The sequence below is a fragment of the Mycobacterium paraseoulense genome (assembly GCF_010731655.1).
GTDB classification, from domain to species: Bacteria; Actinomycetota; Actinomycetes; order Mycobacteriales; family Mycobacteriaceae; genus Mycobacterium; species Mycobacterium paraseoulense.
Window position 1 is genome coordinate 4,436,197 of sequence record NZ_AP022619.1, and the last position, 21,435, is coordinate 4,457,631.

Below are 21,435 nucleotides of genomic sequence, written 5' to 3' on the forward strand. Positions count from 1 at the left end.
GGGCTACTCCCGTTCGGGTGAGCTGGTGGGCTCGGGCGGCCCCGCATCGGGTGGCTCGTCGGCGCCCAGGGTGGGCGCGTCCGCGCCGGGATCATCGCGCGAGGTGGGGCGCTGCGTGGGCAGCTTCTCGGTCTCGGCCTCGGCGCCCGGCACCGGCTCCTCGAGCCCGCTGCGGCCGAAGAAATCCTGGTCGCCCCGGTCCAGGCCGGGATCGGTCAGCGCGCTCTCGGTCCGCAGGCTGAACGAGGCGAGCAGGCCGCCACCGACCAGCGCGATCAGACCGACGGCGGTGCACGTGATCGGCAGCACCCGCGACCACAGCGCCAGCCGGTCCCGCTCGTCCCGGGCGGCGTTGACCTGCGATTCGACGGTGTCCTGGTTGGAGGTGACCTTGTACTCGGCCAGGGTCAGCTCGGGCTTGAGCGGGTCGCGCGCGAAGTAGTGGTTGGCGTGCTCGGTCTCCTTGACGATGGTGCCCGACACCGGGTCCACCCAGAAGGTCCGCTGCGCCGCGTAGTAGCGGGTCATGGTGATCTGCTCGGCCGGGTCGCCGCCCTGCAGGCCCCACATCGCCGCGGAGGTGGTGACCTTGCCGTCCTCGTTGCCGGGGTACAGCGACGGGTACGCCACCGGAGCCACCAACTTCCCCTCGGCGTTGTAGCCGACGTTCTGGGTGAACTTGTAGGCGGTCAGGCCGTTGACGTCTTCCTGGCTGTCGTAGTTGACGTCGAACGCCTTCTGCGCGATCGGATCGAAGTAGGGGTAGGTCTTCTTCTCGGTGTGGAACGGGAACCGGTAGGCCAGGCCGTCGTGCCGCAGCGGCATCGCGGTGGGCGGGTTCTCGTCGTTGAAGGCGCGCGGCTTCTGGACCGAGCCGCCGGCGTGGGTGTCATCGGAGACGGCCATCGCCGTCTTGCGGTTGAGGGTGACGGTGTCGACGATCGCCAGCAGCAGGCCGCTGTCCTTCTGCTTGTCGGTGCGCCGCACCGAGGTCCCGACCTGCAGGGTCACCACGTCGGCGTTGGCGGGCGACTCGACGCTGATCTGCTGCTGCGACACCAGCGGCACGTTCTGGTTGACGACCACGTGATCGGTCGACAGCGACGCGGAGTCGAGCGCGGTTCCGCTGCCGTCGCTGATCAGCGTGGTGTCGATGTCGAGCGGGACCTTGGTGATCCGGCTGGTGGTGTACGTCGATAACAGCAGCGCGGCGATCAGCAGGGCGGCTCCGAGTCCGATGATCCCGCATGCGGCGAACCGCAACATGACTGCTCGGTTCACGTTGCTGTGCCCTCCCTCATGGTCTCTCGCCGGGGCAAACCCGTTCGACCCTAACAGCAGAACGTAAGGCCCCGGCTTACCAATGTATTGGGACCGCCACGGGCCTTCCCGGTGTACCCATTCGCCGGCCGATGCATCCCAGGCAAACTGTGGGGGTGATGGATGGCCGGCAGGCGGGCGGGATTCGCAGCTTCCTGCCGGCCGTGGAGGGGATGCGCGCCTGCGCGGCGATGGGCGTGGTCGTCACCCACGTCGCTTTCCAGACCGGACACTCCACCGGGGTGACGGGCCGCCTGTTCGGCCGCTTCGATCTCGCCGTGGCGGTGTTCTTCGCGTTGTCGGGATTCCTGTTGTGGCGCGGCCACGCCGCGGCCGCACGCGGCCTGGCCGCGCGACCCCGCACCGGCCACTATCTGCGGTCGCGGGTGGTGCGCATCATGCCCGCCTATCTGGTGGCGGTCGTCGTGATCCTGTCGCTGCTGCCCGACGCGGATCACGCCAGCCCGACGGTGTGGCTGGCCAACCTGACGCTGACCCAGATCTATGTGCCGCTCACCTTGACCGGCGGGCTGACCCAGATGTGGAGCCTCTCCGTCGAGGTGGCCTTTTATCTGGCCCTGCCGATCCTGGCGCTGTCAACCCGCCGGTTGCCGCTCGGCGCGCGGGTGCCGGCGATCGCCGCGCTGGCCGCGTTGAGCTGGGCCTGGGGCTGGGTGCCCGTCCATTCGGGATCCGGCACCAATCCGCTCAACTGGCCGCCGGCCTTCTTCTCCTGGTTCGCCGCGGGCATGGTGCTGGCCGAATGGGTCCACAGCCCGGTCGGTGTGCCGCACCGGTGGGCGCGGCGCCGCGTGGTGATGGGCGTCGTCGCGGTCCTGGCCTACCTATTGGCGGCCTCCCCGCTGGCCGGGCCCGAGGGCCTGATTCCCGGCACGGCCAGCCAGTTCGCGGTGAAGACCGCGGCCGGCTCGGTGGTGGCGTTCGCGCTGGTCGCCCCGCTGGTGCTGGACCGCGTCGACACTTCGCACCGGCTGCTGGGCAGCACCGTCATGGTGACGCTGGGCCGCTGGTCCTACGGCCTGTTCGTCTGGCACCTGGCCGCGCTGGCCATGGTGTTCCCGGTGCTCGGGACGTTCGCGTTCACCGGCCGGATGCCCGAGGTGTTGGTGCTGACGCTCATCTTCGGGTGGGCGATCGCAGCGGTCAGCTACGGGCTGGTCGAGTCACCCTGCCGGGAAGCGTTGCGGCGCTGGGAGAAACGAGAGAAGCCGGCCGAAGGCCGCGATGCGGTCGACGCCGAGGCGGACGCGATCGCGCCCTAACCGGTTCGGTCCATCCACTCTTCCAGCGTGTGCGCGGACGGCAGGCAGATCGCGCGCTCGATCTTCTCAAATAGGTCGGCGCCGTACTCGACGGTGGAACGGACGAGGTTGCCCAGCGCCTCGATGTGGATGCCGTCGGTCAGCAGGTAAGCGTTCTCGCCGACGACGCTGACGTGGCCCGGTCGGGCGGTCTCGCGCACAAACGCCTTCGGCCAATGGGTTTCGCGGTTCCAGTCGTTGACCAGTTCCATCAGGCGCGGCCGCTCGGCGGCGGGGTAGTGGCCGGCGGGATTGATCGAGATCTCGATGACGTCGCGCCGCAGGCCGTTGATCCGCAAGGTCACGTGTAGCTTGCCGCGCTCGTAGCTGGGCAGCATCAGGAACTCCTCGCCGTCGTCGCTGCGAAAGAACCGCAACTGACGCGATTGCAGGTAACGGTCGATCAGGTCCGTGCTCAGCGGTTCGATCTGCATGGCCCGATGGTGCGGCCGCGGCCTTGGAGGATTCTTGATGCGACCGGTGGCGCGTCAGACCGGCTCGGCGGCCTGCAGCCGCGCGATGATCTCGGCGCGCACCGCCGACCGCCGGGCCTTGCCGGCGTCGTCACGCAGGGGAGTGTCGACGAACTCGATGAAGCCGGTGGTGGGCGGCACCTTGTACGCGGCGAGGTGTTCGCGCAGGAACTCCTGCACGCCCGCGGCGTCCAGTGTGGCGCCGTCGGCCGTGTGCACCAGCGCGTAGGGCACCTGGCCCAGGTCGCCGGAGTTCGGGTCGGGGACGCCGACGACGAGGCAGGACAACACGTCGGGGTGCGCCGACAACGCGTTCTCGACCTCGGCGGGGTACACGTTGCGGCCGCCCACGGTGAACATGTCGACGCGGCGGTCCGACAGGTACAGGAACCCGTCGGCGTCGAAATGGCCAAGATCCCCAAGGGAATCCCAGCCGTCGCGGCTCTTCGCCGTCGCGCCGACGTAGCGGTAGGTGGGCGCACTGCCCGCACCGGGACGCATGTAGATCTCGCCGACCACCCCGGGCGGGCAGGGGTTGCCGTCGTCGTCGAGCACCTTCATCTCCCCGGCGACCACCACGCCCACCGAGCCGCGGTGGGTCAGCCACTGGTCGCCGGAGATGAAGGTGAGTGCCTGTAATTCGGTGCCGCCGTAGAGTTCCCACACCTTCTCCGGGGCCAGCAGGTCGATCCACGCCTGCTTGACGGCCGGCGGGCAAGGCGCCCCCATATGCCAGAACCGACGGATCGACGACAGGTCATACGAAGAGGGGTCGGCGTGGTAGACGGGCAGCGCGCGCTGCATGATCGTCGGCACCGTCGTCAGGAAGGTGACGCGGTGGTCGGTGATCAGCCGCAGGAACCGCTCGGGGTCGAACCGGCTCATCACGACCAGGTGGTGGCGCATCAGCAGGGCGAGCGTCGCGGTGGTGAAACCCGTGTTGTGGGACAACGGGATCGGGACCAGCGTGGTGTCGCCCTCCTGCGCGCCGAGGGGATAGCCGATGGCGGCCGGTATCCGGCTGTCACCGCCGGATTCGATGAGCTTGGGCCGGCCGGTGCTGCCACCGGATCCCATCGCCTTCCAGACCGGCGAGACCGCCTCGGGCAGCGCCGCGTCGGAGTGCTCCGGACCTGGCGTGAAACCGGCCGGAACGCTGGGCATTTGGGGGTGATCGCGACCAACCAGCAGCGCGGGCGGGCGCAGCTCCAGCAGGCCGGCCAGTTCCGCGTCGGGCAACCGCGCCGACAGCGGCTGGGGCACCGCGCCCAGCTTCCAACACGCCACCGCGGCCTGGATCCACTCGACGGAGTTGGGCAACACCATGGTCACGTAGTCGCCGACGCCGACACCACGCTCGGCGTAGGCGCGGGCCAACCGGTTCGTCGAGGCGTCGAGCTCCGCGCGGGTGAGGGTCAGCCCGTCACAGGTGACGGCGGGCTCGTCGGGTGCCAGCTCGGCCAGCGCCGAAATCCGGGTGCCGATCGGCGGGATCGGCTCACTCATATGCGCCCTGCCGCTCGAAGATCCGGCGGGGGTTGTCGACCAGCATCGTGTGCAGTTGATCGTCGGTCACGCCGCGCTCCTTGAGCGCGGGGATGACGTCGTTGTGGATGTGCAGGTAGTGCCAGTTGGGCGCCATCTGCGGCACGAGCTCTTCGGGCAGCGCGTCGAAGTAGCAGTTGGCGTCGTGCGAGAGCACCATCTTGTCGGCGTGGCCGCGTTCGCACATCTGCGCCACGATCTTGACCCGCTCTTCGAAGGGAGAGATGACGTCGAGGCCGAAGCGGTCCATCCCGAGATAAGACCCCGCGGCGATGAGTTCCTCGAGGTAGCCGATGTCGGTGCTGTCGCCGGAGTGGCCGATGATGACCCGGGTCAGGTCGACGCCCTCTTCTTCGAAGATGCGTTGCTGCTCGAGGCCGCGGCGCAGGCCGGCGTGGGTGTGCGTCGAGATCGGCACCCCGGTGCGTTTGTGCGCCTGGGCGACCGCGCGCAGCACCCGCTCGACGCCGGGGGTGATGCCCGGCTCGTCGGTGGCGCACTTGAGGATTCCGGCCTTGACGCCCGTGTCGGCGATGCCCTGCTCGATGTCCTTCACGAACATGTCGGTCATGATCTCCGGGCCGCCCAGCAACCCGCCGGGGCCCTCGTAGTGGAACCGGAACGGAATGTCGTTGTAGGTGTAAAGTCCAGTCGCCACAACGATGTTCAGCTCGGTCGCCGCGGCCACCCGGGCGATGCGCGGGATGTAGCGGCCCAGCCCGATCACGGTGAGGTCGACGATGGTGTCGACGCCGCGGGACTTCAACTCGTTGAGGCGGGCGATCGCGTCGGCCACCCGCTTATCCTCGTCGCCCCAGGCGTCCGGGTAGTTGAGCGCGATCTCGGTGGTCATGATGAACACGTGCTCGTGCATGAGCGTCACGCCGAGGTCGGCGGTATCGATGGGGCCGCGGGCGGTATTGAGTTCTGACACGGGTCTGATGCTAGGTCGAGCCGGTGGTCGGACAACAGTGCCGATTTATTCCGGTGCGCCCGTCGGTGCAGTACCGTCACCCTCGTCCCAACCGGAACCCGCGGGAGTCGCGTCATGTTGCTCAATCCCAACAACCTGCAACGTCAATATCCTGACCGTCGTTCGGGCGAGATCATGGCCGCCACGGTCGACTTCTTCGAATCGCGCGGCAAGGCGCGGCTGAAGTCCGACGACCACGAACGGGTGTGGTACTCCGACTTTCTGGACCACATCGGACGCGAGCGCATCTTCGCCTCGCTGCTGACCCCGTCCGAGTACGGCGCGGACGACTGCCGCTGGGACACCTACCGGATCAGCGAGTTCGCCGAGATCGTGGGGTTCTACGGGCTGAGCTACTGGTACCCCTTCCAGGTCACCGCGCTGGGCCTGGGCCCGATCTGGATGAGCGCCAACGAGGACGCCAAGCGCAAGGCGGCCGCGCAGCTGGAGGCCGGTGAGGTGTTCGCGTTCGGGTTGTCCGAGCAGACCCACGGGGCCGACGTCTACCAGACCGACATGATCCTGACGCCGGCCGAGCACGGCTGGACGGCCCGTGGCGAGAAGTACTACATCGGCAACGCGAACGTGGCGCGGATGGTGTCGACGTTCGGCAAGATCGCCGGTTCCGACGACTACGTGTTCTTCGCCGCCGACTCCCAGCACGATCGGTACGACCTGATCAAGAACGTGGTGAACTCGCAGAACTACGTCGCCAACTACGCGCTGCGCGACTACCCGGTCACCGAGGCCGACATCCTGCACCGCGGTCCCGAGGCATTCCACGCGGCCCTCAACACGGTCAACGTGTGTAAGTACAACCTGGGCTGGGGCGCGGTCGGCATGTGCACCCACGCCATGTACGAGGCCGTCACCCACGCCTCCAACCGCGTCCTGTACGGCACCGTCGTCACCGATTTCAGCCACGTGCGGCGGCTGCTCACCGACGCGTATGTGCGGTTGATCGCGATGAAGCTCGTCGCCACCCGCGCCTGCGACTACATGCGCGCCGCGTCAGAGACCGACCGTCGCTACCTGCTCTACAGCCCGCTCACCAAGGCGAAGATCACCAGCGAGGGCGAGCGGGTGATCACCGCGCTGTGGGACGTCATCGCGGCCAAGGGTGTCGAGAAGGACACCATCTTCGAGGCCATGACCCGCGAGATCGGTTTACTGCCGCGGCTGGAAGGCACCGTGCACATCAACATCGGGTTGCTCGCCAAGTTCATGCCCAACTACTTGTTTGCGCCCAACGGTGACCTGCCGCTGATCGGCCGGCGCGACGACGCGGCCGACGACTCGTTCCTGTTCAACCAGGGCCCTACCGGAGGATTGGGCAAGGTGCGCTTCCACGATTGGCGGGCGCCGTTCGACGGATTCGCGCACCTGCCCAACGTCGCCGTGCTGCGCGCCCAGATCGAGGTGCTGGCCGACATGCTGGCCGGGGCCACCCCGGATGCCGCGCAGCAGAAGGACATCGACTTCGCGTTCGCCGTCGGGCAGCTGTTCGCGACGGTGCCCTACGCGCAGCTGATCCTGGAGGAGGCCCCGTTGTCCGGGGTGGACGAGGCGCTGATCGACGAGATCTTCGCGGTGCTGGTCCGCGACTTCAACAGCTACGCCGTCGAGCTGGGCGACAAGTCCGCCACGACCGACGCGCAGGCCCGCTTCGCGATGCGGATGATCCGTCGTCCGGTGTTCGACCACGCGCGTTACGACCAGGTCTGGAAGGAACACATCCAGCCGATCAACGGCGCCTATCAGATGCGGCCGTAACCGGGCAGTGGGCCGGTGTGGACCGCTATTCGGCCGCGGCCGAGAGCGCGTCCATGAGCGCGTCGACGTTGAGCTGGGGTTGGATTCCTGCGGTTCCGGCCAGGCCCGGTGCGCTGGTGGCCATGGCCGCCGGTGCCGCACCCAAGGCGCTCGACGAGCTGGAGACGACGGGGGCGACGGCGGGCAGGAAGTACGGAGAGGCGGTGACGGGGGCGGTGATGACGCCGCCGGCGTTGATGGCGGTGACGAGGCCGGTGCTGGTGTCGATGGTGGCCTCGACGCCGCTGCTGCCGGCGGTGACGGCGCCGCTGGGGACGATGAACCCGCCTTGCGACCCGAGAAAGGGGCTGGGGCTGTTGACGAAGAGTTGGCCGCTCGTGACCGTGGCATTGAAGTTGAAGATGTAGACCCCACCGGCTTGGGCAGTGCGCGTGACTCCGGCGGAGAGGTTGATAAATGTGACGTCGGTGTTGGCGGTGAAGGTGGCGCCGTAGGTGGCGGACACGGGGTTGCCGGGGGTGACGGTGACGGTGGTGCCGGGGTTGAGGGTGGCGCCGCCGGGTGCGATGTTGGCGGTGCTGCCTTGGGGCAGCGGCGGGTCGACGAGGTTGGCCTGCTGAGTGGCGAGGCTTTGAACCACGGATTGGGTGCGGGCGCTGGTGGTGTTGGCGGTGGTCTGGGCCACCGAGTTGGCCTGCGCGTCCTGGCCCGCCGGGTTGGTGGTCTGCGGCGGTTCATTGAATGACGTCATGGTGCTCGCGGTCGCCGAGTCGGCGGCGTAGGCGTACATGGTGGCGGCGTCCTGGGCCCACATCTCGAAGTACTGGGCTTCGGTAACCGCGATCGCGGGGCCGCTTTGGCCGAAGAAGTTGGTGGCGATCAGCGCCATCAGCTGGGCGCGGTTGGCCGCGATCACCGGCGGAGGCACCGTCATCGCGAATGCCGCCGCATAGGCCGCGGCCGCCGCATACGCCTGCGTGGCGGTGACTCCGGCTTGTGCGGCCGCGGCCTGCAGCCACGCCACGTAGGGGGCGGCCGCGCCCGACATCGCCATCGACGACGGGCCGAACCACGCCAAGCCGGTCAGGTCGGCGAGTTGTGAAGAATAGCCCGCCGCCGTGGATTCCAACTCGGCGGTCACCGCGTTCCAGGCCGCCGCAGCGGCCAGCAGCGGTCCCGATCCCGGGCCGGCATACATCAACCCCGAGTTGACCTCCGGGGGCAGCAACCCGAAATCCATGGCACTTGCTCTCGTTAGAACCAATGGCCAACGGACTCACCGACCATCGTCAACCTAACCACGACGGTTTAATCCGGGAGGGACTACTGCATTTTCGGCCCGCTCACCGACGGAGTAGCGCAGTCACCGCATCGACGACCCGGTGCACCAACGCGTGGGGCGACCAGCCGGCTTACCTCGTCGAGTTCCTCGCGTCTGTCGACAATGGGACACTGGTCGAGCACCAGCAATATTAGCCAGCGGCTTGGGATTTCCCCGGCGATTCGGACCGACGGAGCCCGCCCTGCCAAACCTCTTGACTGTGACGCAGCTCACCGTAATATGACCAGTGGTCATCGACGCTAGGAGGCCGCATTGCCAACGGTGACTTGGGCGCGGGTCGACCCCGCTCGTCGCGCGGCGATCATCGAAGCCGCGGAACACGAGTTCGGGACGCACGGCTTCTCCCGGGGCAGCCTCAACGTCATCGCCCGGCGAGCCGGCGTCGCGAAGGGCAGCCTCTTCCAGTACTTCGCGGACAAGCGCGATCTGTACGCGTTCATCGCCGACATCGGCAGCCAGCGGGTGCGCGCCTACATGGAAGACCGCATCCGCGAGCTGGACCCGAGCCGGCCGTTCTTCGACTTCCTGACCGACTGGCTCGACGCGTGGGTGGCCTACTTCGCCGACCACCCGCATGAACGCGCGCTGCACGCCGCGGCGACGCTGGAAGTCGACACCGAAGCCCGCGTCAGCGTGCAGAACGTCATCCACCGGCACTACCTGGAAGTGATGCGGCCGCTCATTCGCGAGGCGAAGGCGCGCGGCGACCTGCGCGCCGAATCCGACACCGACGCGCTGTTGTCGTTGCTGCTCTTGATCTTTCCGCATTTGGCACTCGCGCCCTACATGCGCGGTTTGGATCCGGTCCTCGGGCTCGACGAACCCACCCCCGAGCAGCCGGCGCTGGCCGTGCGCCGGCTCGTCGCGGTGCTGGCGGCCGCCTTCGCGGCGGCGCCGCACCCGCCCGTCCACTCAGCCCCACAACAATCCGAGGAGATCACATGACACGCACACATTCGGGCTCGATGGTTCGAGGGGGCCTCAACTGGGACAGCCTGCCGCTGCGGCTGTTCGCCGGCGGCAACGCGAAATTCTGGGATCCGGCCGACATCGACTTCTCCCGCGACCGGGCGGACTGGGAGAAGCTGACCGACGATGAACGCCACTACGCCACCCGGCTGTGTGCCGAGTTCATCGCCGGTGAGGAGGCGGTCACCGAGGACATTCAGCCGTTCATGTCGGCGATGCGGATCGAGGGCCGGCTGGGCGACGAGATGTACCTGACCCAGTTCGCGTTCGAAGAAGCCAAGCACGTGCAGGTGTTCCGCATGTGGCTGGACGCCGTCGGCGTCACCGACGACCTGCACGAGTACCTCGACGACATCCCCACGTACCGCACGATTTTCTACGAGGAACTGCCCGACTGCCTCAACGCCTTGTCGGTCGACCCGTCACCGGCGGCCCAGGTCCGGGCGTCGGTCACCTACAACCACATGGTCGAAGGGATGCTGGCGCTCACGGGCTACTTCGGCTGGCACAAGATCTGCGTGGAGCGCGGCATCCTGCCGGGCATGCAGGAGTTGGTCCGGCGCATCGGCGACGACGAGCGGCGCCACATGGCGTGGGGCACCTTCACCTGCCGGCGCCACGTCGCCGCCGACGACGCCAACTGGGGCGTGTTCGAAACGCGCATGAACGAGCTCATGCCGCTCGGGCTGCGCCTCATCGAGGAGGGCTTCGCGCTTTACGACCCGATGCCCTTCGGCCTCTCGGTGGACGAGTTCATGCAGTACGCCGCCGACAAGGGCATGCGGCGGCTCGGCACGATCAGCAGCGCGCGCGGGCGGCCGGTCAGCGAGATCGACCTCGACTACTCGCCGGTGCAGCTGGAGGACACCTTCGCCGACGAGGACGAGAAGGCGCTGGCGGGCGCGTCCGCCTAGCCGACCCAGACGCTCTTGGCATTGCAGAACTCGCGGATGCCGAGGCCCGCGAGTTCGCGGCCGTAGCCGGACCGCTTGACGCCGCCGAACCCCAATTCCGGGTAGGACACCGTCATCCCGTTGATGAAGACCTGGCCGGCCTCGATCTCGTCGATGAACCGCTGCTGCTCCGCCTCGTCTGTGGTCCAGGCGTTGGACCCCAGCCCGAAGGTGGTCGCGTTGGCGATCTCGATGGCCTCGTCGATGCCCGAGGCGCGGTACATCGACGCGACGGGGCCGAAGACCTCTTCGGTGTAGAGCGCCATGTCCTTGGAGATGTCGGTGACCACCGTCGGCGGGTAGAACCACCCCGGCCGGTCGAGCGGCTTGCCGCCCAGGCGGATCTTCGCGCCCGCGGCGGCCGCGTCGTCGACCTGCTTGGCGATCTCGTCGCGGCCGGACTCGGTGGCCAGCGGGCCCACATCGGTGTCGGGATCGGTCGGGTCGCCGACCTTGAGCGCGGCCATCCGCTCGGTGAACTTGTCGACGAAGGTGTCGTAGATGTCGGCGTGGACGATGAAACGCTTGGCGGCGATGCAGGACTGGCCGTTGTTCTGCACCCGCGCGGTGACCGCGGTTTTGACGGCCTCGTCGAGGTCCGCCGACGGCATCACGATGAACGGGTCGCTGCCGCCGAGCTCGAGCACGGTGGGTTTGATCTCGTCGCCGGCGATGGCGGCGACCGACTGGCCGGCCGGCTCGCTGCCGGTGAGGGTGGCCGCCGCGACCCGCGGGTCGCGCAGGATGCGCTCGACGGCGCTGGACGAGACGAGCAGCGTCTGGAAGCAGCCCTCCGGGAAGCCCCCGCGCGCGATGACGTCGGCCAGATACAGCGCCGACTGCGGCACGTTGGACGCGTGTTTGAGGATGCCGACGTTGCCGGCCATCAGTGCCGGTGCGGCGAACCGCACCGCCTGCCAGAGCGGAAAGTTCCACGGCATCACCGCCAGCACCACACCGAGCGGCTGGTAACGGACGTACGCCCGGGAGGCGCCGACCTTGGCCGCGTCGGCCGGCTCGTCGGCCAGCAGCCTCTCGGCGTTCTCGGCGTAGTAACGAAAACCCTTGGCGCACTTGAGCGTTTCGGCCTTCGCGGAGGCCAGCGTCTTGCCCATTTCCAGGGTCATCATCGCGGCGACGTCGTCGGCTTCCTTCTCCAACAGGTCGGCGGTGGCGTTTGCCCACCCCGCGCGCTGGGCAAAGGTGGTGTTATGGCGGTAGTCCTGGAACCGCGCGTACGCGCGGGAGATGGCCGCGTCGACTTCCTCGTCGGTGGCGGGGGTGAAGGTTTTTACCGTCTCGCCGGTGGCCGGGTTGATCGTGGCGATGGGCACGCTGACATCCTTCGCTTCGAGTTTGGCAATAGGTCCAACACCCAGCCTGCCACTATCGTTCCCCCAAGGGAGGTGCCGGATGAGTAAAGCCGCCGAGCTGATGGTCAAGTGCCTGGAAAACGAGGGTGTTTCCGTGGTCTTCGGCCTGCCGGGGGAGGAGAACATCCGCTTCGTGCAGGCGTTGGCGTCGTCGAGCATCCGCTACGTGCTCACCCGGCATGAGCAGGGCGCGGCTTTCATGGCCGAGATGTACGGGCGGGTCACCGGGCGGGCGGCCGTGGTGTCGAGCACCCTGGGGCCGGGCGCCATCAACATGCAACTCGGCGTGGCCGACGCCACCACCAACAGCACCCCGCTGGTCGCCGTCTCCGCGCAGGTGGGCCACGACCGGGAGTTCAAGGAGTCGCACCAGTACGTCGACCTGGTGTCGATGTTCGCGCCCATCACCCGGTGGGCCGCCGGGGTCCCCACCGCGCACGCCATCCCGGAGATGTTCCGCAAGGCGTTCAAGGTCGCCGAGACCGAACGCCCGGCCGCGGTCTACCTCGCGGTGCCCGAGCACATCGATGCCGACGAGACCGACTACGACCTGACGCCGTTGCCGCGCAACGTCGTCCGTCCCGACGCGCCCGCACCCGGCCAGGTCGAACGCGCGGTCGACATCCTGCGCAAGGCGAAGCGGCCGGTGATGCTGGCCGGGCACGGCGCCGCCCGCGGCGGCGCCACCGCCGCGCTGGTGCGGTTCTCCGAGGCCTTCGGAGTGCCGGTCGCCAACACCTTCCACGGCAAGGGCGTGATGCCCGACGACCACCCCAACAGCATCGGGACGCTCGGCTTCATGAGCCACGACTACGTCAACTTCGGCTTCGACAATGCCGACGTGGTGATCGCGGTCGGATACGAGCTGCAGGAATTCGATCCGGTACGGATCAACCCCCAGGCCGACAAGAAGATCATCCACATCCATCGTTTCCCGGCCGAGGTCGACGCGCACTATTCGGTGGACGTGGGGATCATCGGCGACATCAGCGCCTCTTTGGATGCGTTGACAGAAGCGCTCGACGGACACGCCTACGAAGCCGATCCCGAGGTGCCAGGCCACGGCCTGCTGGCCGAGGAATTCGCTCGCGGACAACAGGATTCGCGTTATCCGCTGGCCCCGGCGCGGGTGGTCGCCGATACCCGCGCCGCACTGGGCCGCAGCGACATCGTCCTGGTGGACACCGGGGCCACCAAGATGTGGATGGCCCGGCTCTATCCGACGTATGAGTGCAACACCTGCCTGGTGTCAAACGGGTTGTCCACCATGGGCTTCGCGCTGCCCGGCGCGCTCGGTGTGAAGCTGGCGAGGCCCGACACGAAGGTATTGGCGGTCGTCGGCGACGGCGCGTTCCTGATGAACTCGCAGGAAATCGAGACCGCCGTCCGCGAGCGGATACCGCTGGTCGTGCTGATCTGGGAGGACGGCGGGTACGGCCTGATCGAGTGGAAGATGGACCTCGAACTCGGCGCGCACTACTACGTGAAGTTCGGCAACCCCGACGTGGTGAAGTATGCGGAAAGCTTCGGCGCCAAGGGATATCGGATCTCTCATGCCGAGGAGCTGTTGCCGACGCTGCGGGCAGCGCTCGCCGACGACGGTGTCTCGGTGATCTCCTGCCCGGTCGACTACTCCGAGAACCTGCGGTTGACCGACCGGCTCGGCGAGCTGGACGAGACACTGTAATTCACGGACACATCCACGCAAGGGGCGGGCAGACGCCGGTGTTGGGCGGCAGCCGCAGCCCCGGCGGTTGTCCCTGGACGATGAGCGCGGGCAGGCCGGAGTCGGGGGCGAAGTAATAGGTGTGGCAGACATTCATGTCCCAGTCCGGCATTCGCCGCATCTGGCCTAGGTTCGGGCACCACATCTGACTGCAGATGTGTGACGTGTAGCAGCCCGGTGGGCCCTCGGGTGGCGCGCAGTCCGGCGGCTGGTTACCACCGTTGTTCGTGGAGCAGACGGCGTGGGCGGTGCCCGCCCCGAGCATCAGGTCCGCCGTCCACAGGACGCCGGAGAGCGCCAGCGCCGTTGCCAAGCTTGCGAGTGCCGGTTTCATGTTTGGTTCCTTCGTGCCCTCACAATTGTTGCTCCTGACTCCCCGGGGCACCCAAAAACTTCCAAATTCCTTGCACGAGTGTGCATCTGTGGCGATTTCGGGCCCGTTTTTGTCGGTGGGGGTGGCTAGTTTGGGGGTCATGAGTTCGGGTGGCAATGACGAGGTCGACGCGGTGTTCGACGACCTTGATGCCGTCTTGGCCCGCGCTCGCGCGTTGCCGGTCGACGCGATGAACATTCGGCAACAGCTGGCGATGCTGGAGCGCTGCGAAAAGGTGCGCCGCCAACTGCCGGCCCTCGAGCATCCGCTGATCAACTCCCTGGCCCGCCAAGCCACCCCCGAGGAGTTGGGCGGCACCGTGTCGCATGCGATCGCCGAGGCCACGTTGATCAGCCGCGCCGAGGCGTCGCGGCGGGTGCGGGAGGCCACCGATTTGGGGCCGCGGCACGGGCTCACCGGGGAACCGCTGGAGCCGATCCTGCCGGCCACCGCGGCCGCCCAGCGCGCCGGCACACTGGGCGCCGGCCAGGTGGCGGTGATCCGCCGGTTCTTTCACCGGCTGCCCGGCTGGGTCGACGCCGCCACCCGCCAGACGGTCGAGGCCGACCTGGCCGCTCACGGAACGCGGTATCGCCCCGAACAACTCGCCGCGCTCGCCGACCACGTGGCCGACTGCCTCAACCCCGACGGCACCTACACCGACGACGACCGCGCCCGCCGCCGCGGCCTCGCGTTGGGCAAACAAGGCCCCGACGGCATGTCCGAACTGCGCGGCCTGCTCACCCCCGAGGCCCGCGCCACCCTGGAGGCGGTACTGGCCAAGCTGGCCGCTCCCGGCATGTGCAACCCCCTCGATGACACCCCGTGCGTGGACGGGGCCCCCACCCAGGAGGCCATCGACCGCGACGCCCGCAGCGCCGCCCAACGCAACCACGACGGACTGCTGGCGGCCTCACGTGCGCTACTGGCCTCGGGGAAACTCGGCCAGCACAACGGTCTACCGGCCTCCATCGTCGTCACCACCACGCTGCAAGACCTGCAGGCCGCCGCCGGCACCGGAATAACCGGCGGCGGCACCCGGCTGCCCATCAGCGACGTCATCCGCCTGGCCCGCCACGCCCACCACTACCTGGCCGTCTTCGACAACGCCAAGCCTTTGGCGCTGTACCACACCAAACGGCTAGCCTCTCCCGGGCAGCGAATTGTCCTCTACGCCAAGGACCGCGGCTGCACCGCACCCGGATGCACCGTGCCCGGCTACCTCTGCGAGGTCCACCACGTCACCGACTACGCGCAATCCCGCCGCACCGACATCACCGGCCTCACCTTCGCCTGCGGACCCCACCACCGCATGCTCAAACCCGACGGCTGGACCACCCGCAAGGACGCCAACGGTGACACCGAATGGATCCCACCCCCACATCTGGACCGCCGCCAACCCCGCACCAACCCCTACCACCACCCCGAAAAACTCCTACCCGACGGCCACGACGACGACGACGAAGACGACGACGATGACGATGACGACGACGCGGCATAACTCAACCGTGCTGAGACGTGGCCGTCGGGAGCGCCATGGGCCGGACGTATCCGCCGACCAGCGTCCGATGCCACCAGGCGCGCTCGCGGCGCAGCTCGGCGGGCGTCGTGAACCGATATTCGTACAGCAGTGCGCGCACGTACCGCGGCGGTGAATCCGGAAATGGATTGTGCCGCAACAGGCGGAGCGTGGGGTGGTCGTTGCGCAACAGGCGCTGCAGGAACGGTGTCAGCCACGGCTGCGCGTAGGCGGGCGAGATGGCGGCGAACCACATCAGCCAGTCCAGGCGCAGGTGATAGGGCGCCCACTGCCGCGGCAGCCGGCGCACGGCGCCGGGTTTGCCCTTGAACTCGTACTCCTTCCAGACGGTCTGCGGGCCGAGGCGCACTTCGTCGGTGCCTTCGATGATCACCTCGTGCCGGACGCGCCCGATGCTGCCGAACGCGCCGTAGGTGTTCACCAGATGAAACGAGTTGAACGACATGTTCATTCGCTGGCGCGAGGACAGCATGTTGCGCACCGGCCAGTAGCTCATGAACAGCACCGCCGCCGCGAACGCGACGACCAGCGCGACGAACCACACCGGTGTCGCCGAAAACGCCGGATGGTCGGGCATACCGAACAGCGCCGATACCGACGAGTTGTCGATCGCGCTGCAGGCCAACAGGATCGTCGCCCAGTTCAGCCACGCGAAGTTACCCGACGCCACCAGCCACAGCTGCGTGACCACGACGATCGCCGCGGCGATGCTCGCCACCGGCTGTGGCGCGAACAACCCGAACGGCACGACCAACTGCGCGAAGTGGTTGCCCGCCACCTCGATTCGATGCAGCGGCTTCGGCAGGTGATGGAAGAACCAGCTCAACGGCCCGGGCATGGGCTGCGTCTCGTGGTGGTAGTACAGACACGTCAGGTCGCGCCAGCACGGATCGCCACGCATCTTGATCAGCCCCGCACCGAACTCGACCCGGAACAACAGCAACCGGGCCATCCACAACGTCAGCACCGGCGGCGCCACGGCGTCGTTGCCGAGGAAGATCATCAGGAAGCCGGTCTCCAGCAGCAACGATTCCCACCCGAACGCGTACCAGGTCTGTCCGACGTTGACGATCGAAAGGTAGAGCACCCACAGCGCCAGCCACATCAGCATCGCCGCCCAGAGCGGTACCGCGTCGGCCGCGCCCGCGACGACCGCCGCCGACAGCGCCGCGCCGAACCAGGAAGCCGCCGAGAACAGGCGATCGGAGTAGCGCAGGTGAAACAGGCTCGGCGTCCGCCAAAACGACTGCCCGGCAAGAAACCGCGGGACGGGCTGTATCCCGTGCTCCCCGATCAGCGCGCGGAACTGCGCCGCGGCCGCGACGAACGCCAGCAGGTAGACGACCGCCACGCCGCGCTCGAGCGCCAGTCTGCCGAGCCAATATTCGGGTGCGGAAAACCAGCCCATGGCCGTAACTCCTCGGACGGTGGCGGTCACGAGAGACCCGCATATCCAGTCAATCAGGCGATAAACCGGTAGCCAATACCCGCGACCGGCTATTTATCGGTGGGTTGCCGCACCCGGCGCGGCAGGACCACCACGGAAGCGGCGAGCACCGCGAGCGAAATCAACGCCAGCAGCTGAACATTCGCGGAATGACCCGCGTAGCCGTCGACCGACCGCCACGGATGCCGGGACAACACCGCCCCGGCCAGGATGAGCCCACCGGCGCTGAGCGCCAGCGTGGCGCGGTCGAAACGCCGGCCCGGCAGCGCATACCGCAGGCCCATTGCGGCGCCGACCACGGCGGCCCCGGGCGCGCCGGCGATCACCGCCCCGCAGGCCAGCACCGCTACCGCCGCCCACGCCCCCGGCGCCCACGGCCGGGCGGGCACGTCGCCGGTTCGCCCGGTCCGGGTGCGCCACAGCGCAAGCAGGGCCAGCAGCGGCAGCAAGGCCAGCCCCACCGCCAGGCCCGCCCGGTACGGGCCGTTGGACGGGAAGGTCAGCGTGATGGTGCCCGGGTCTCCCGGGGGCACCACCCAGCCCTGCTGCCACCCGTTGACCGCCACCGGGGTCAGCCGGGCCCCGGCGCTGGTGCGCGCCACCCAGCCGGGGTTGATGCTCTCGGGGATGACCAGCACCCGGGACGTGGCCGACGGGGAAGCCTGCACCTCGCGGCGATCCGGACCCCAGGCCCGCCACACCGGAACTGCGGCGCCGGGCTGGGGGGCGGCGGGCACCGGCGCCGACAGGTGGACGCCGTCGACGACGAACTGGGCTCCCGGGCTGATCAACAGCTCCTGCTGGCCCGCCGGCAGCGCGATCGGGTCGCGGTCGCACGCTTGCGCCGCAACCGGCTCGTCGGCGAGCAGTGCGCCGACGGTGGTGTGGATCGACGTGTGCACGAACCGGCCCGCGACCGCGATGACGGGGCCGTGGTCGCAGTCGACGGTGATCTCACGCGCCCGATCGCGGGTGGCGTCGGCGGGCGCGATCGGATTGCCATCGGCACCGAGGACCGTAAGCTCGGCCAGGCCCGGCGGCTTGAGCTGGTCGAAACCGAGCGCGTTGCGGTCGATGACGTCTTCCCAGTCCAGCAGGCTCACGGTGACGGTGTCGGTCACCCGGGGATTGAGCGGGATGGTCTGCGGTTGGCCGGGCTTCAACGCGCGCACCTGCGGGCCGTCGCCCAGGTTGACGGCCACCATCGTCGGGTGCGCGGGCAACGCCGACCGGCTCGGCAGCAGCCGCAGCCCCGTCACCTCGGTAGGCCGCGGCAGCGCGAGCGTCAGGGTGGGCGGGGTCTTGTGTTGCACCACCCGCTGCGGTGCCGTCCACGCGGTGGCCGGGTCGCCGTCGGTCGCCGCGTAGGCCGACCCGAGCACGTCCACCAGGTCGGCGTCACCCCGCGCCCGGGTGGTGCCCGGCTCGGCGATCAGGTCGGCCAGCTTGGGCCCCTGCCGGGGCCGCACCCACACCAGCGGGGTCACCGACATCGGCGCCGGAACGGTCAGCGTCCGGCTGAGATTCACCGGCTCTTCCGGCGCCAGGGCCATCGACGGCGCGCAGCGCACACCGTCGGGGGTCGGCGCGCAGCCCGGCCTGCCGAGCAGTTCGGAACCCAGGTCCCAGCCCGCGATGGCCGCGCCGGGCGGCGGCCCGGGTACCCGCACGGTGTGCCGCAGCTCGACCTGGTGGGCGAAGCCGGAGGCGTCGTACTGGGTGATGGACAGGTCGGTGATGCCGAATTGCACACCGGCAGAACCGTCGTCGGTGCCCGCGGCGGTGATCCGCACCCAGGGCGTCTCGCCGTAGGGCAGCGCGACGGCGAGCGGCTTGCCGGGCTCATCGAAGCGCAGGGTGGTGCTGCCGGTCGCGGTTTCGACCAGGATGCGGCGCACCTGCGCGCCGACCGCGGTTGCGCTGGGGGTCAGGGTGATCGCCGCGTTGGTCACCGGATGGTCGAAATCGACCTGCAGCCACTGCCCGACGGCGGACTGCAGGGAGTTGGACACCCACGCGGTCGCCGGGTCGCCGTCGACCGCGGCGACGGGGGAGGTCGCCGGAGCGACGTCGGGCATCGCGGTGGAGTCCGACGACGAGCTCGACACGGTGACGCGCCCGCCGGCCCAGGCGCCGGGGACCGAGTCGGCGCCGGGGACGGGATAGTCGGGCACCCGGTTGTAGGTGTGCCGCGCGTCGCCCGCTGCGCGGACGGCCGACGAATGCTGGTCCACCCGTCCGTAGTCGGTCTCGCGCGCCACCGGGGTGTCGGTGACCGTCACCACCGGCACCGGCAGCCCGGCGCCGCGCGCGTCGGCGGTCATCAGCACCGGACCCAGTGACGGCCGACCCTGCAGCCGCCGCCGTTCGTCCAGGCGCAGCAGCACCTCCGGTCCGCCGTCGACGCGGGGCATCCGGTCGACGTCGGCGAAGTACGGCGCGCCCGGATCGCCGGCGATCCCCACCCGGTAAATCTCGACGGCCGGATATCGCGGGCGCAGTCCGCTGTCGGCGACGAAGCCCGCCAGGGTGCCGGGTCCCACCGGCTCGCCGAACTGCGCCACCTTCTGCAGCCCCGGGGACCCGTCGACGGCGCGGTGCACCAGGAGCGGACGCGCCGAGCGCGACGTATCCGGGTCCAGGTCGTTACGCACCACCACATACGAAATGCCTTGGCGCGCGAGGGTATCGGCCAGTCCGGCCGAGGGCCGCCCGGCGGCGAACAGGCGCTGCACGGAATCCAGGGCCCGGATGGTCTGCGGCGGGGTCAGCGGTATGGAGTCGCGCACGCCCCACGGGCTGCCGCCGAGCACCTGCAGCGGCTCGTCATGGCTGGTGCCCCACACTTGCGTGGCGAACGGCGCCCCGGGGGCCACCAGCACCCGGCCGGGGACCGGTGTCCCGGTGTTGTGCTCGTCGAGCCAGGCGGCGGTCTCCTGCCAGTACCGCGGTATCGCGCTGAACGTGCCGGGCGGGGTCAGCCGGCCGGTCCACGCCAGCGAGGTGCTCACCATCAGCGCCGTCAGGACGACGATCGCGACCGCCACCCGCCGGTCACGCTCAGGGTGGGCGAACGCGCGCAGCCACACCGACGCGGGTCGCCGGCCGGGCAGCGGTATCCGGCCCAACGCGTGGGCGAGGCCCAGCACGATCGGGATCCGGATCACCGACCCCAGTTTGTGCACGTTGCGCAGCGGTGCGCCGCCGGCGTCCAGGAACGCCTGCACCGCATGCGCCATCGGCGAGCCCAGGCCGCCGCTGTAGCCGGCCGCCATCAACACCACGCCGGCCAACAGCATCGTCACCAGCCGCCCGCGGGCCGGCATCGCCGGACTGGCCAGTCCCGCCAGCCCCGCCGCGGCCACCAGGCAGGTCGCCAGGACGGCCGCCGAGCCGGTGACCAGCGGGGCGCCCGCGGTGGCGGTCGGCGCGACGTACGGGGTCCAGCTTTCGGTGCCGCGCAGTATCTCGGTCAGCGACGACCATTGCGTCGTCACGCCGGAGGATTCGATGAAGTCCAGGAACGGCGGGCTGATGGCGCGCAGCATCACGAGCGCCACCACCCACCACGCCATCGCCAGGGACAGCGCCACCAGCCACCACCCGGTGTAGCGCCACCACAGCCGGTTCGGCCGATGGCAGGCCCACCAGATCGCCGCGGGCAGGCAGCCGGCCAGCGTGGCGATCGCGTTGACCGCGCCCATCAACGCGACGGCCATACCGGCCTGGGCGGCGAGCGCCCGCACCGACCGGTTTGCAGTACCCCGCAGCGCCAGGATGGTGGGCAGCAACACCCACGGCGCCAGCATCATCGGCAGGGTTTCCGACGAGATGGACCCGAGCGTGGTCAGCACCCGTGGCGACAGCGCGAACGCGGCGGCGCCGATCACCCGCGACGCCGGGCTGCCGACGCCCAGCGCCTCGGCGACCCGCAACAGCCCCCAGAAGCCGACCGTGAGCAGCAGCGCCCACCACAGCCGTTGGGTGACCCACCCCGGCACCGAGAGCAGGTGGCCGAGCGCGAAGAAGGTGCCGTGCGGGAACAGGTACCCGTAGGCCTGGTTCTGCGCCTGCCCGAACGGCAGCTCGCTGTTCCACAGGTTGGTGGCCCGCGCCAGGAAGCGCAGCGGGTTGGCGGTGAGGTCGAGCTTGGTGTCGGGGGACACCCGCCCAGGCGACTGCGCGAACGTCAACGCGCACGCGAGCGCCCCGACCAGCAGCAGCCACCGGCGCGACAGCGGCGCCGCCGGTGAACACGGGACGGGCGAGCCGGCCTCCGCTATGGCCGCTGGATGCGATAGCGGCG

General features: G+C 69.2%; 15 protein-coding genes. 6 read left to right on the forward strand and 9 right to left on the reverse strand.

Translation table 11 applies throughout. The features are described 5' to 3' along the window. Positions 1-3: 3 nt before the first annotated feature. Complete coding sequence (locus G6N51_RS20650; protein ID WP_158086256.1) at positions 4-1,281, reverse strand: DUF3068 domain-containing protein; 1,278 nt, start codon at positions 1,279-1,281, stop codon at positions 4-6. A 131-nt stretch (positions 1,282-1,412) separates the two neighbouring features. Between G6N51_RS20650 and G6N51_RS20655 the strand changes: the two genes are divergently transcribed. Then, complete coding sequence (locus G6N51_RS20655; RefSeq protein WP_142275186.1) at positions 1,413-2,603, forward strand: acyltransferase family protein; 1,191 nt, start codon at positions 1,413-1,415, stop codon at positions 2,601-2,603. On the opposite strand, the gene G6N51_RS20660 is transcribed toward G6N51_RS20655, so the two are convergent. From G6N51_RS20660 to G6N51_RS20670, 3 genes are read right to left on the reverse strand one after another with little or no spacing between them, the layout of a single operon-like run. After that, positions 2,600-3,076 (reverse strand): type III secretion system chaperone family protein, encoded by a 477-nt coding sequence (locus G6N51_RS20660; RefSeq protein ID WP_083174778.1) that lies wholly within the window; start codon positions 3,074-3,076, stop codon positions 2,600-2,602. The two genes, G6N51_RS20655 and G6N51_RS20660, sit on opposite strands and share 4 nt — an antisense overlap. 54 nt (positions 3,077-3,130) lie before the next feature. Beyond that, a complete protein-coding gene (locus G6N51_RS20665) occupies positions 3,131-4,621 on the reverse strand; it encodes an AMP-binding protein (RefSeq protein ID WP_083174777.1) in 1,491 nt (496 codons plus the stop codon). Continuing rightward, complete coding sequence (locus G6N51_RS20670; protein ID WP_083174776.1) at positions 4,614-5,594, reverse strand: phosphotriesterase family protein; 981 nt, start codon at positions 5,592-5,594, stop codon at positions 4,614-4,616. The genes G6N51_RS20665 and G6N51_RS20670 overlap by 8 nt, the downstream gene beginning before the upstream one ends. Positions 5,595-5,708: 114 nt before the next feature. On the opposite strand from G6N51_RS20670, the gene G6N51_RS20675 reads away from it, so the two are divergent. Then, the gene (locus G6N51_RS20675; protein ID WP_083174773.1) at positions 5,709-7,406 is read left to right on the forward strand and encodes an acyl-CoA dehydrogenase family protein; all 1,698 of its coding nucleotides are present in this window, start codon (positions 5,709-5,711) and stop codon (positions 7,404-7,406) included. A gap of 25 nt (positions 7,407-7,431) precedes the next feature. Here the strand turns inward: G6N51_RS20675 and G6N51_RS29475 are convergent, their stop codons facing one another. Then, complete coding sequence (locus G6N51_RS29475; protein WP_083174770.1) at positions 7,432-8,646, reverse strand: PPE family protein; 1,215 nt, start codon at positions 8,644-8,646, stop codon at positions 7,432-7,434. A gap of 354 nt (positions 8,647-9,000) precedes the next feature. On the opposite strand from G6N51_RS29475, the gene G6N51_RS20685 reads away from it, so the two are divergent. Beyond that, the gene (locus G6N51_RS20685; RefSeq protein WP_083174767.1) at positions 9,001-9,693 is read left to right on the forward strand and encodes a TetR/AcrR family transcriptional regulator; all 693 of its coding nucleotides are present in this window, start codon (positions 9,001-9,003) and stop codon (positions 9,691-9,693) included. Beyond that, positions 9,690-10,631, forward strand: a complete 942-nt coding sequence (locus G6N51_RS20690) for a R2-like ligand-binding oxidase (protein WP_083174764.1) — start codon at positions 9,690-9,692, stop codon at positions 10,629-10,631. Before G6N51_RS20685 ends, G6N51_RS20690 begins: the two co-directional genes overlap by 4 nt. Here G6N51_RS20690 and G6N51_RS20695 read toward each other — a convergent pair. After that, positions 10,628-12,004 carry an NADP-dependent succinic semialdehyde dehydrogenase gene (locus tag G6N51_RS20695; RefSeq protein WP_083174761.1) on the reverse strand — a complete coding sequence of 459 codons (1,377 nt, stop codon included), beginning with the start codon at positions 12,002-12,004 and terminating at the stop codon, positions 10,628-10,630. The two genes, G6N51_RS20690 and G6N51_RS20695, sit on opposite strands and share 4 nt — an antisense overlap. A gap of 79 nt (positions 12,005-12,083) precedes the next feature. Here G6N51_RS20695 and G6N51_RS20700 point away from each other — a divergent pair, with 79 nt between their 5' ends. Next, entirely contained in the window at positions 12,084-13,730 is a 1,647-nt protein-coding gene (locus G6N51_RS20700) for an acetolactate synthase large subunit (protein ID WP_083174758.1), read from the forward strand. A 1-nt stretch (position 13,731) separates the two neighbouring features. Here the strand turns inward: G6N51_RS20700 and G6N51_RS20705 are convergent, their stop codons facing one another. Beyond that, a complete protein-coding gene (locus G6N51_RS20705) occupies positions 13,732-14,103 on the reverse strand; it encodes a hypothetical protein (protein ID WP_083174755.1) in 372 nt (123 codons plus the stop codon). A 139-nt stretch (positions 14,104-14,242) separates the two neighbouring features. Between G6N51_RS20705 and G6N51_RS20710 the strand changes: the two genes are divergently transcribed. Continuing rightward, positions 14,243-15,643, forward strand: coding sequence for an HNH endonuclease signature motif containing protein (locus G6N51_RS20710; RefSeq protein WP_163750775.1), 1,401 nt, complete (start codon positions 14,243-14,245; stop codon positions 15,641-15,643). Position 15,644: 1 nt separating this feature from the next. Here the strand turns inward: G6N51_RS20710 and G6N51_RS20715 are convergent, their stop codons facing one another. Together G6N51_RS20715 and G6N51_RS20720 are read right to left on the reverse strand one after the other, a co-directional pair. Further along, the gene (locus tag G6N51_RS20715; RefSeq protein ID WP_083174613.1) at positions 15,645-17,090 is read right to left on the reverse strand and encodes a lipase maturation factor family protein; all 1,446 of its coding nucleotides are present in this window, start codon (positions 17,088-17,090) and stop codon (positions 15,645-15,647) included. A gap of 89 nt (positions 17,091-17,179) precedes the next feature. Further along, entirely contained in the window at positions 17,180-21,412 is a 4,233-nt protein-coding gene (locus tag G6N51_RS20720; RefSeq protein ID WP_232078574.1) for an alpha-(1->3)-arabinofuranosyltransferase, read from the reverse strand. Between the last annotated feature and the right edge of the window lie 23 nt (positions 21,413-21,435).

Bases quoted from the DNA above. Each gene is read 5' to 3' on its own strand.
- G6N51_RS20675 (WP_083174773.1), top strand. From the start codon at position 5,709: ATGTTGCTCAATCCCAACAACCTGCAACGTCAATATCCTGACCGTCGT.
- G6N51_RS20715 (WP_083174613.1), bottom strand. From the start codon at position 17,090: ATGGGCTGGTTTTCCGCACCCGAATATTGGCTCGGCAGACTGGCGCTC.
- G6N51_RS20660 (WP_083174778.1), bottom strand. From the start codon at position 3,076: ATGCAGATCGAACCGCTGAGCACGGACCTGATCGACCGTTACCTGCAA.
- G6N51_RS20690 (WP_083174764.1), top strand. From the start codon at position 9,690: ATGACACGCACACATTCGGGCTCGATGGTTCGAGGGGGCCTCAACTGG.
- G6N51_RS20700 (WP_083174758.1), top strand. From the start codon at position 12,084: ATGAGTAAAGCCGCCGAGCTGATGGTCAAGTGCCTGGAAAACGAGGGT.
- G6N51_RS20655 (WP_142275186.1), top strand. From the start codon at position 1,413: ATGCATCCCAGGCAAACTGTGGGGGTGATGGATGGCCGGCAGGCGGGC.
- G6N51_RS20710 (WP_163750775.1), top strand. From the start codon at position 14,243: ATGAGTTCGGGTGGCAATGACGAGGTCGACGCGGTGTTCGACGACCTT.
- G6N51_RS20705 (WP_083174755.1), bottom strand. From the start codon at position 14,103: ATGAAACCGGCACTCGCAAGCTTGGCAACGGCGCTGGCGCTCTCCGGC.
- G6N51_RS29475 (WP_083174770.1), bottom strand. From the start codon at position 8,646: ATGGATTTCGGGTTGCTGCCCCCGGAGGTCAACTCGGGGTTGATGTAT.
- G6N51_RS20665 (WP_083174777.1), bottom strand. From the start codon at position 4,621: ATGAGTGAGCCGATCCCGCCGATCGGCACCCGGATTTCGGCGCTGGCC.